General features: G+C 58.8%; 11 protein-coding genes. 6 read left to right on the forward strand and 5 right to left on the reverse strand.

Annotated features, from left to right (window positions below):
* Positions 1-2 precede the first annotated feature (2 nt).
* On the reverse strand, positions 3-758 hold the full coding sequence (locus GOV88_RS12575; RefSeq protein WP_171240638.1) for a 3-hydroxyacyl-CoA dehydrogenase: 756 nt from the start codon (positions 756-758) through the stop codon (positions 3-5).
* A 242-nt stretch (positions 759-1000) separates the two neighbouring features.
* On the opposite strand from GOV88_RS12575, the gene GOV88_RS20350 reads away from it, so the two are divergent.
* Positions 1001-1888, forward strand: a complete 888-nt coding sequence (locus tag GOV88_RS20350; protein WP_174834534.1) for a hypothetical protein — start codon at positions 1001-1003, stop codon at positions 1886-1888.
* 85 nt (positions 1889-1973) lie between these two features.
* On the opposite strand, the gene tyrS is transcribed toward GOV88_RS20350, so the two are convergent.
* Entirely contained in the window at positions 1974-3218 is a 1245-nt protein-coding gene (tyrS, locus tag GOV88_RS12585; protein ID WP_171240639.1) for a tyrosine--tRNA ligase, read from the reverse strand.
* 183 nt (positions 3219-3401) lie between these two features.
* Here tyrS and GOV88_RS12590 point away from each other — a divergent pair, with 183 nt between their 5' ends.
* Entirely contained in the window at positions 3402-4526 is a 1125-nt protein-coding gene (locus GOV88_RS12590; RefSeq protein WP_171240640.1) for an anhydro-N-acetylmuramic acid kinase, read from the forward strand.
* On the opposite strand, the gene GOV88_RS12595 is transcribed toward GOV88_RS12590, so the two are convergent.
* Both GOV88_RS12595 and GOV88_RS12600 read right to left on the reverse strand, forming a co-directional pair.
* Entirely contained in the window at positions 4492-5382 is an 891-nt protein-coding gene (locus GOV88_RS12595) for a fatty acid desaturase (RefSeq protein WP_171240641.1), read from the reverse strand. The genes GOV88_RS12590 and GOV88_RS12595 overlap by 35 nt on opposite strands.
* Positions 5383-5385: 3 nt before the next feature.
* On the reverse strand, positions 5386-5805 hold the full coding sequence (locus GOV88_RS12600; RefSeq protein ID WP_171240642.1) for a cupin domain-containing protein: 420 nt from the start codon (positions 5803-5805) through the stop codon (positions 5386-5388).
* Positions 5806-5889: 84 nt separating this feature from the next.
* Here GOV88_RS12600 and GOV88_RS12605 point away from each other — a divergent pair, with 84 nt between their 5' ends.
* Positions 5890-7308, forward strand: coding sequence for a YdiU family protein (locus GOV88_RS12605; protein ID WP_171240643.1), 1419 nt, complete (start codon positions 5890-5892; stop codon positions 7306-7308).
* 10 nt (positions 7309-7318) lie between these two features.
* Here GOV88_RS12605 and GOV88_RS12610 read toward each other — a convergent pair whose 3' ends face one another.
* Complete coding sequence (locus GOV88_RS12610; protein WP_171240644.1) at positions 7319-8206, reverse strand: DMT family transporter; 888 nt, start codon at positions 8204-8206, stop codon at positions 7319-7321.
* Between the two features lie 236 nt (positions 8207-8442).
* Here GOV88_RS12610 and GOV88_RS12615 point away from each other — a divergent pair, with 236 nt between their 5' ends.
* The 3 genes from GOV88_RS12615 (at position 8443) to GOV88_RS12625 (ending at position 10653) form a co-directional block, all read left to right on the forward strand.
* Positions 8443-9147, forward strand: a complete 705-nt coding sequence (locus tag GOV88_RS12615) for an endonuclease/exonuclease/phosphatase family protein (RefSeq protein WP_171122308.1) — start codon at positions 8443-8445, stop codon at positions 9145-9147.
* A 74-nt stretch (positions 9148-9221) separates the two neighbouring features.
* Complete coding sequence (locus tag GOV88_RS12620; RefSeq protein WP_171122310.1) at positions 9222-9635, forward strand: Fur family transcriptional regulator; 414 nt, start codon at positions 9222-9224, stop codon at positions 9633-9635.
* A gap of 136 nt (positions 9636-9771) precedes the next feature.
* The gene (locus GOV88_RS12625; RefSeq protein ID WP_171240645.1) at positions 9772-10653 is read left to right on the forward strand and encodes a DMT family transporter; all 882 of its coding nucleotides are present in this window, start codon (positions 9772-9774) and stop codon (positions 10651-10653) included.
* Positions 10654-10851 lie beyond the last annotated feature (198 nt).

Genomic DNA, 10851 nt, shown 5'->3' on the forward strand with positions numbered 1-10851 from the left:
GGTCACCTCATCCGCAGGGCGCCGTCGATACGGATCACTTCACCGTTCAGATAGCCCATTTCGACGATGAACCCGGCCAACCGCCCGAATTCACGCGGGTCGCCAAGGCGGGCAGGGTTCGGGACATCCGCCGCCAGTTGCTGTTGCACTTCTTCCGGCAGGCCAGCGAGCATGGGCGTCATGAAAATTCCCGGTGCAATGGCCATCACGCGGATACCGGATGAGGCCAGGTCACGGGCCATGGGCAATGTCATACCCACAATGCCACCCTTGGATGCGGCATAGGCGGTTTGGCCTTTCTGACCATCAAACGCCGCAATCGACGCCGTGTTGATGATCACGCCTCGTGCGCCGTCGGACTCGGGTGCGTTCTTTGCCATCTGTTCGGCTGCAAGACGCGAAACATTGAAAGTTCCAACCAGATTAATGTCGATCGTGCGTTGAAATGGGTCCAGTGGGTGAGGGCCCTCTTTCCCAACCGTCTTGATGCCTACGGCTATGCCAGCACAGTTCACAGCAGTGGTGATCCGACCCATCTTGTCTACCGCATAGTCAATCGCAGCGGCGACCGACGCCTCATCCGTCACATCCGTCTCGACAAAGTGCCCGCCGATTTCGGCCGCAACCTCATTTCCGCGCTCGGCGTCACGATCCAGAATAGTGACCTGTGCTCCGTTTTCGGCAAAGTACCGAGCGGTTGCCTCTCCAAGCCCGGATGCGCCGCCTGTGACTATGGCGCCGGTTGAGGGTAGTTGCATTTCGGTAACCTCTCCTTAATTTTGACACATTGTGACCACATTTGATTGGTGGCGCAGGTACATATTGTATATCCATGCGCCATAACCGTCACAACTGGTGTTCTGGTCGAGTGTGATGAGTGGTGGCGAGCCCTTTGTTAACGCATTTTCAGCATGCGCTTAACCGCGCTTCATCTGCGGCTTCCACTTTGTAATCGAAGATCCTGAAGGACTTGGGTTTTTAGGGCGCAAGGAGATTAATGATGCGGATAAGACTGAAATCAAGCGTTTCAGCCTTGGTGGTGTCCCCGTTCGTCGGGGTGTTGATGGCAACAACTGCGCAGGCTTCGACAGAAGTTTGCAACGCAAGAACGGCACGGATCGCGGCCAACGCGGGCGAATATCAAGCCCTGTGTGATTGTACGCAAGTGACGCCAAGCTTCATAGAGCGCCTGCAGCGGCGGTCGGATTTCGAAGCAACATTAGCCGTCACGGGCGAGCAATGCCCCGCTTTGGCCGCATTGTTGACAGATTTCTCGACGGCGTCGATTGGGGCAACTTCCAATTCGGGTGAAAACCCGAACGACGATCAAGGGAACCAAGCGGGATCTGGTCCGGGTGGCAATAACGGCGGCGGCAACAATGACGGCGGCGGCGGCAACAATGATGGCGGCGGCAACAACGACAGCGGCGGCAACAATGACGGCGGCGGCGGCAACAATGACGGCGGCGGCGGCAACAATGACGGCGGCGGCGGGAACAACGACGGCGGCGGCGGGAACAATGACGGCGGTGGCAACGGTGGAAACAACGGCGGCCCCGGCAACGGCAACGGCAACGGCGGCAATCCTGGTAACGGTGGTGGTAACACCGGAGGCTCGGGACCCGGAACCGGTAACGGCGGCAGCAACAACGGCCAAGGCGGCGGAAACGGCAACGGTGGCAGCAATGGCGGCGGCCAGGGCGGCGGAAACGGCAACGGCGGTAGCAACGGTGGCCCCGGAAATGGAAACGGGAACAGCGGCAACTCTGGTAATGGCGGTGGAAACACCGGAGGCTCAGGCCCCGGGACCGGTAACGGCGGTAGCAACAACGGCCAAGGCGGTGGAAACGGCAATGGCGGCGGAAACGGCAACGGCGGGAAACGCTGAGGCCTCAAAACCAGCTTTCCAAAAAATTACGGCCGCCCAATAGGGTGGCCGTTTTCTTGTGTTGCCTATCGGTTCAATCGAGCGTTTAGCCCAGTTGCACCAGCGCGTGCCGCTTTTTTCCTGCGCTCAGCTTGATCGGCGATGACAGCGCACCTGCGTCGATCATCAACCCCGCGTCGGTCAGTGGTGCGTCGTCCAGTTTGGCTCCGTTTTCGGCGATCAGACGCTTGGCTTCCTTGCCGGATTTGGCGAGGCCGGACTTAACGATCAACTGCACGATTGAGGCAGGCAATTCATCCGCACCGATGGTCAGGGTCGGAAGATCGTCACCCACGCCGCCTTTCTCGAACACCTCGCGCGCTGTGGCTTCCGCGGTCGCGGCGGCCTCGGCCCCGTGCAGCAGGGTGGTGACCTCGTTGGCGAGGCGGATTTTGGCCTCGTTGATCTCGGACCCTTGCAGCGCGGCCAGACGGTCACACTCGCCCACGGGCAGTTCTGTGAAAATCTTCAGAAAGCGGCCAACGTCGGCGTCGGTGGTGTTGCGCCAGAACTGCCAGAACTCATAAGGCGACAGCATATCTCCGTTCAGCCAGATCGCTCCGCCCTGCGATTTGCCCATCTTGCGGCCGTCGCTGGTGGTCAGCAGAGGCGTCGTCAGGCCATAAATCTCCTGATCCAGAACCCGGCGCGTCAGGTCGATCCCGTTGACGATGTTGCCCCACTGGTCGCTGCCACCCATCTGCAGAACACAGCCATAGCGACGGTTCAGCTCAAGGAAGTCATAGGCCTGCAGGATCATGTAGTTAAATTCGAGGAAAGACAGCGATTGTTCGCGGTCCAGACGGGATTTTACGGATTCAAAGGACAGCATCCGGTTGACCGAGAAATGCCGCCCAATATCGCGCAAGAAATCGAGGTAGTTCAGGCTGTCCAGCCATTCTGCATTGTTCAGCATCAACGCGCCGGTGTCGCCGTCATCATAGGACAGGTACTTGGCGAAAACCTTCTGCATCCCGGCGATGTTGGCGTCGATCTGTTCGGGGCCCAGCAGGGGGCGTTCGTCCGACCGGAATGAGGGGTCACCCACCTTGGTGGTGCCGCCGCCCATCAGGGTGATCGGCTTGTGACCGGTCTTTTGCAGCCAGCGCAGAACCATAATGTTCATCAGGTGACCGACATGCAGCGACTGCGCGGTTGCGTCATAACCGATATAGGCTGTTTGCACCCCACTGATCAGCGCGTCGTCAAGGCCTTGATAATCGGTGCAGTCGGCAAGAAAGCCGCGCTCGATCATCGTGGCGATGAAATCCGATTTGGGGTGGTAGGTCATATCCGTGCCCTTTGGCTTTGTGTTGCGGGGCAGTGTATAGGCGGTGGGGGTGGCAAGGAAAAGGCACCTTTTGCAGGAAAAGCACGCGGTGCGCCTTATGTGGCTTGCGTTGTGTTTACGTTACCGTGCAGGTTGTGGCCAACGCGCTGATCCAACGGGCGCGAAAGACGCAAGAGGTAAGGCATGAGCCGGGTAATAGGCAAGACGGATACGGTCAAAGCACTGGGCGCAATGTCGGGCACGTCTTTGGATGGCGTGGACGCAGCCGTGGTCGAAACCGACGGGGTGCGCATCATGGGGTTCGGTCCCAGCGGCTATCGCGCTTATTCCGACGAAGAACGTGCCACACTCAGGTCTGCGCTGGGCCATTGGCATGGTCCCGAAGTCGATGCCGCCGCTGAACTGGTGACCATCGCCCATGCCGAAGCATTGTCTGAATTCGATGAGATCGATCTGATCGGCTTTCATGGCCAGACCCTTGCACATGAACCGGGTGGGCGGGGAACCTTGCAGGTGGGCGACGGAGACGGTTTGACTCAGGCGTTGGGTGTTCCCGTCGTGTGGGATTTCCGCAGTGACGACGTGGCGATGGGGGGTGAGGGCGCACCGCTCGCGCCGTTCTTTCACTTCGCCTGTGCCAAATGGATCGGAGCTAAGGAACCTCTGTGTTTTCTGAACCTCGGCGGGGTGGGGAACCTGACTTACGTGGACCCCAGTTTTGATGGCCCCGAAGCCCCCGGCGCGCTGCTGGCCTTTGATACCGGTCCGGCCAACGCGCCGGTCGATGACCTGATGCAAACACGGCTTGGTTTGCCGATGGACCGGGATGGCGCAGTTGCGCGCGGCGGAACGGTCGAGATGGGTGCGCTTGAATTGTTTCTGGCCGAGCCGTTCTTTAACAAGGTGCCGCCCAAATCGCTGGACCGGAACGATTTCGCAGAAATGATCGGGTTGGTACAGGAACTGTCCGACGCCGATGCCGTGGCAACCTTGACGGGCATGTGCGCCGCAGGCGTGATGCAGGGGATGGAGCATTGCCCCAAGCGCCCCGCGCGCGTACTGGTCACGGGCGGAGGCCGCCGCAATCCGGTTTTGATGGAAATGCTGCGCGCGGGCCTCGACTGCGCGGTCGAACCGGTCGAGGCCGTAGGTCTGGACGGAGACATGCTGGAAGCGCAGGCCTTCGCCTATCTCGCCGTCCGCGTGGCCAAGGGTTTGCCGACCTCGTGCCCGGGAACGACCGGAGTCAGGGCGCTTGTCGGCGGTGGTATGATCAGCGCTCCAGCGCGTGCACGTAGTCTGCCGTAAACTCAGAATATCCGTCCGAGGTGGATTGCAGATGGGCTTTCGTCCAGCCGTGCAGGGACGGTAATTGGTGGAAAGGCACATTCGGAAACGCATGATGTTCCGCGTGAAAGGGCATGTTCCACGCCAAAAATCGGATTATCCGGTTGGTGAAGGTGGTGCGTGAATTCTCAAGCATATTGGCGACCGGTGGGCAGAGGCCGTGTTCTGCCAATAGGTAAAGGCGCAGAAATGGCTGTCCAATTAGAACCGGAAGCAGCCACAGCCAGAACAGGATCGGTGTGAAGATCAGGCTGATGCCAGCAAGCGTATAGAGGCCCAGCAACATAACTGCCTCAATCCGTATGGCGCGATGCTGTCGCTGGGGTAGGTAGGGCGCGTCGATCTTTCCGGTCGCGTTGCGAAAGAGAACGAGCGCCATGCCTTTCCAGTACGGCCAGCCACTGAGGTAGATCAAAAGGTCAGGCCAGCGCTCCGGTCTGGGTTTGCCGTCCAGTTCCGGGTCTTTGTCCGGGTCATTGGTCCATTTGTGGTGGGCCAGATGAAAGTACCGAAACCACGTGAAGGGCAGGGCAATAGGCACCGAAACAAGGTGACCAACCGCGTCGTTCAGCCAGCCGGTGCGAAAGGGCGTCTTATGCGTGCACTCGTGGCTGAGTGTAAACAGAAACACCAGAAGCAGACCCTGAGGCAGCAGCAGAAGTGGCCAGAGCGGGACCCGTAAGGCAATGCCTAAACTCGTAACCAAAAGCAGCAGGACATATAGGGAAAGGTGCCGCAATCCTGCGAGGTTCGAACGCTCTTGCAGGCGGTCTTTTTCCTCCGGCGGAATCGAGGCTATGAGGGCTCGGTGATCCATTCTTCAACCTCGGGGAATGTCAAAGCCGGGGTCGGCCAGTTCAAAGCCGTCAAACTCAAACCCCGGTGACACGGTGCAACTGACCAAGGTGTAAGCCCCGGTGGACAGGGCGGCTTGCCAATGGCCTTTTGGCACAATCAGTTGGGGCGCGCCCTTGGAAAGGTCAGGGATCAGCACGTGATCCACGGCAGGCCCGGTATCTGTATCGCTGATGGACAGGATAAGCGGCGCACCAGCGTGGAATAGCCAAATCTCGGTCGCGTCGACGCGGTGCCAGTGGCTGCGCTCGCCCTCTGCCAATAGGAAATAGATGCAGGTGCCCGTGGCGCGACCTTCGTTTTCCGCGCGCCAGGTTTCGCGAAACCAGCCGCCTTCGGGGTGTTGTTGCAGTTTCAGGTGGTCGATGATGTCTTGTGCAGTCATTGGTGCCTCGTGGTTGCGAATGATTATGCACGGGTTTGCGTGATCCGCTATGGTATTCGGCCGGATCAGGAATATGTTTGCCGCATGACCCTGATAATCCCGTTCGACAACACCTATGCCCGGCTTCCCAACAGCTTTTATGCAAGGCAGGCTCCGATCCCCGTACGCGCGCCGCAACTGATCGCGTTCAACGAAGACCTTGCGCGTGTTTTGCGCGTCGCTCCAGGCGATGTGCATGAAATGGCCGAGGCGTTTGCGGGAAACACGCTGCCCGATGGGTCAGAGCCGATCGCGCAGCTTTATTCTGGGCACCAGTTCGGAAACTACAACCCTCAACTTGGTGACGGTCGCGCCGTGCTGTTGGGGGAGACCGTTGGAAACGACGGGGTGCGCCGGGACATTCAGCTCAAAGGCTCGGGCCCAACACCGTTTTCCCGACAGGGCGACGGACGGGCCTGGCTGGGTCCGGTCCTGCGGGAATACATCGTGTCTGAGGCGATGCACGCGCTGGGCATTCCAACGACGCGGGCGCTGGCTGCGGTTGAGACCGGTGAAGTTGTCTTGCGCAAAGGGCCTATGCCCGGCGCTGTGCTTACAAGGGTTGCGCAAAGCCATCTGCGTGTGGGGACGTTTCAAGTCTTTGCGTCGCGCGGCCAGTTTGACAGCCTGCGCCAACTGACGGACTACGCGATTCAACGGCACTACCCTCAGGCCAAAGGGCCAATGGGTCTGTTGCGCGCCGTTGTCCAGAAACAATCCGAACTGATCGCCGCATGGATGAGCGTGGGCTTCATTCACGGCGTTATGAACACCGACAACAGCTCGATCGCGGGCGAGACCATAGATTATGGACCCTGCGCCTTTATGGACACCTATCACCCGAATACGGTCTACAGCTCAATCGACCGTATGGGCCGCTACGCCTATTCCAACCAGCCTGAGATTGCCGTTTGGAATGCCGCGCAGCTTGCCACCGCCCTGATCCAGCAGGTCGAGGACAAGCAGGCCGCAGTAGAAGAGGCGACCGAGATTGTTCATGCCATGCCGGACTTGCTGCAAGAGAACTGGCAAGCGCGCTTTCGGTCCAAATTGGGACTGTCGATCTCGGAAGAGGGGGATGAGGGGTTGATTACTGATCTATTGGTGCGCATGGCGCAAAATCAGGCCGACTTCACCAATACGTTCCGCGCGCTGGGCAGCGATACAGCCCGCGCTCAATTCACGGACCCGGCTGCGTTTGACACATGGGCTGAGGGTTGGAAGGCTCGGTTGCAGCGGGAAGACGATCCATTCCCGGTCATGGCCGCAGCAAACCCCGCCTTTATCCCGCGCAACCATCGGGTTGAACAAATGATTGAGGCGGCTGTGCAAGGTGACTATGGCCCGTTCCATCGCTTGAACCGGGTTCTGGCGCAGCCGTTTAAGGAACAACCCGATGAGGCCGACCTCAAACGCCCGCCGACTCAGAGCGAAGTGGTGCACGCGACATTCTGTGGGACGTAAGTGTTTGTGGTTATTTGCGCACGATTTCCAAGACTGCTGCGCTGACGATCAGGACGGCACCCAACAGTTCGCGCAAACCGAAGGGTTCGCCCGAAAATGCAGCCGCCGAAGCGATACCGACGACAACCTCGCTCATCAACAGGATGCCGACCCGCGCGGGCGACAGCTTGGTCGCGGGCCAGATCGTCATATAGACCATGGGCAGCGTGTATAGGGCGGACAGAAGGGCAAGTTGAAGGACCCAAAGATAGTCGCCTTGGGCGAGGGCGGGCAGAACCGGGCCGCGAATAAGGGCGAGGCTGAGAAAAGACAGGATCAGTGCGCCCAACACAAAGGCAAACACCTGCCCGGAAACGGAAATACTGCTGGCCCGATACAGCCCAAGGGTCCCCAGCGCCCAACAGATGCCCGACGCCAGCGCCAGCCAGTCGCCTGCGTTTTGCGGCCATGGCACAAAGCCGTCGCCGCCCAGCACAACGAACAACCCTGCGATCCCGCAGACCAGCCCAGCAAAGCGACCCCAGCTTAGACGCTCGCCCAGGAAAGCCAGCCCAAGCATCGTCCCCCAGATTGGCGTCAAATAGAACAGAAGGATCGAGCGGACGACGTCCGTGTAGACAAGACTCAGGGAATACAGGCTGAACGCTGCCCCGGTGAACATCCCGCTAAGGGCGAGATTGCGCCATTGTAAGGCCAGCGCCAGACGCTCGCGCCAAACCAGAGGGATCAAAACAAGCAGGGCCGAGCTATACATCGCGATACCTGGCCACGGACCTGTCAAGCCAAGGTCATAGAAGAACCGGACCGGAATCCAATACAGCCCCCACATCATTCCGCCAATGACAAGGATTACGCTGGCGCGGGTGGTATTGTCCGTATGAACTGGGTTCGAAATCATGAACGTCCTCGAAAATCGGCAAGCAACATTAGCCTGTCGCCGGGATAGAGTGAACGTTGGCTGGGGATCAAGTGGAACATGTACGTCGGTCCATGTCCGGCTTTGAAACGCGGATATCATGGGCTGTTGAACGAGGCCGCCTTCAAAATTCTGTATAAGCGCATCATTCGGGCGTCGGGGGGTTGCACCTGACAACCATCGTGGCACTCTTGGTTCAAATGTTTGATCAGGTCCAAATGCAAACTCATTCAACCCTGCGCATTGCGAGTTACAATATCCAGAAATGCGTCGGGCTTGATTTTCGTCGCCAGCCTCAGCGCATCCTGCAGGTGATCGAAAGCATGGAAGCCGATATCGTGGTGTTGCAAGAGGCTGACAAACGCCTGCCTCCACGACCGGCGGCTCTGCCTCATTTTATGTTGGATGAAGCGGGTTGGCAGATCGTTGATCTGGGCGGTGCGGGCAGTCTGGGCTGGCACGGCAACGCTGTCATCTGGCGTGGCGATAAAATTCAGGAACGCCAGAAAGGTCACCACGACCTGCCGGGGTTAGAGCCTAGGGGCGCGGTACGGGTCGAGTTTGATACCCAAATCGGCCCACTGCGGGTTATGGGGATGCATCTGGGCCTGTTGCCTGCGTCCAGACGTCAGCAGATCACTCATCTGCGGCGGTTCGATGATGATCTCGATCAGATGCCGACGGTCTGGGCAGGCGATTTCAACGAATGGTCGCGGCAGCCGGTGTTGGATCATCTGGCGCCGGACATGCGGTTTCTGCCACCAGTTCCCAGCTTTCCCGCCGCGCAGCCACTGGGCGCGTTGGACAGGATTGCGCTGGGCGACGGGTTAGAGGCCATCCTGCATGGTGTCCATGACGCTCGGCCCGCGCATATCGCTTCGGATCATTTACCGATATGGGCTGATCTTCGGCGCGCCGCATAGAATGCAAATCCCCTGTGGCGCCAGCCGCACAGACGTATTAAGACAGAGAACCGAAAAAGCCCCGAGGGTCACTCATGTCCGATACGATCATCGCCCGTTGTGAGGCCAAGGGCCTGCGCATGACAGGTCAGCGCCGTACCATTGCACATGTGCTGCAGCAAAGTGAGGATCACCCGGATGTCGAAGAGCTGTATGCGCGCGCGTCAGAGGTGGATTCGGGGATCTCGATAGCTACCGTGTACCGCACCGTGAAACTGTTCGAAGAGGCGGGAATTCTGGAACGTCTGGAATTTGGCGACGGCCGCGCGCGCTATGAGGACGCTGAGAGGGATCATCATGACCACCTCATCGACATGCAGTCGGGCAAAGTCATCGAATTCGTAGACCCCGACATCGAAGCGCTGCAAGAGAAGATCGCGGCAAAGCTGGGATACAAGCTGAAAGGGCACCGGCTAGAACTGTACGGTGTTCCGCTGGAACAGGACTGACCCATCACGAAACGCGATTGGCAGTCGCACGCGATTTCATGAAACACGTCGCAATATCGCTTGCGGCGTTTGGGATGTTACGGTTTTCCTGATTTGAGGGCTTGGCATTTACCTGCCCCTTTCTTTGGAAACGCGCATGAACAACGTACACGGCATTTTGCTGATCATCGGGTCGATGGCGGCCTTTGCGCTTGAGGATATGTTCATCAAGCACCTGTCGACCAGTGTTCCCACCGGTCAGATCATGATTGTTCTGGGGGTAAGCTGCGGGTTCCTGTTTACAGGTATGTCGCTGGTAACCCGAAAGCGCATATTTGATCCGCTGGCATGGCAACCGTTGCCGATGGCGCGGGCAGGGGCCGAGGCATTCGGGGCGGTGACTTTTGTCACGGCATTGTCGCTGGTGGAACTGTCAACAGTCGCTGCGGTCTTTCAGGCCATGCCTTTGGCAGTAACCATGGGGGCCGCGCTGTTTCTAGGGGAACATGTCGGCTGGCGGCGGTGGAGTGCAATCGGAATTGGTTTTGTCGGCGTCCTGATGATTATTCGCCCTGGTTTGGCGGGGTTTCAGCCCGAATCGCTTTTCGTTGTGGCAACCGTAGTCGCAATCGCTGCGCGCGATTTGATTACGCGCAAGCTTGATGCGCGTGTGGCGTCGTCCGTTGTGGCGTTGCAGGCTTATGTGGCGATCGCGCTGGCGGGTGCAGCCCTTATGGTCTTGTCGGCGCAACCCGTCGCTCCGCTGCAGACCGGACAAGTTGGACCTTATCTGGGCGCGATCGGCTTTGGCGTTTTGGCGTATTACGCCATCGTAACGGCAATGCGGATCGGAGAGGCCTCGGCGCTGACACCGTTCCGCTATACGCGCCTTGTCTTTTCGATTGCTGCGGGGATGCTGATGTTCGGCGAACGTCCTGACGTAATGACACTTGCTGGGGCCTCTCTGATTATCCTGTCTGGCATGTATACTTTTATCCGTGAGCGTCGTTTGGCGCGCGAATTGGCCGTTGCCGCCTGACGGATCGTCGCACGTTAGCCCAAACAATTGGCTGTTAACCCTAAACCTGTGGAAATACGAGTGTTAGCGATAACGGGTCCGGTTTACTTTTGAATCCGTGATGCTATGAGGCGTGCAACTGAATGCAGCCACAGGGATCGGCCTAATGAGCACAATCATCGACATCCACGCCCGTGAAATTCTTGACAGTCGGGGCAA

Source organism: Ruegeria sp. HKCCA5491 (genome assembly GCF_013034565.1).
Lineage (GTDB): Bacteria > Pseudomonadota > Alphaproteobacteria > Rhodobacterales > Rhodobacteraceae > Ruegeria.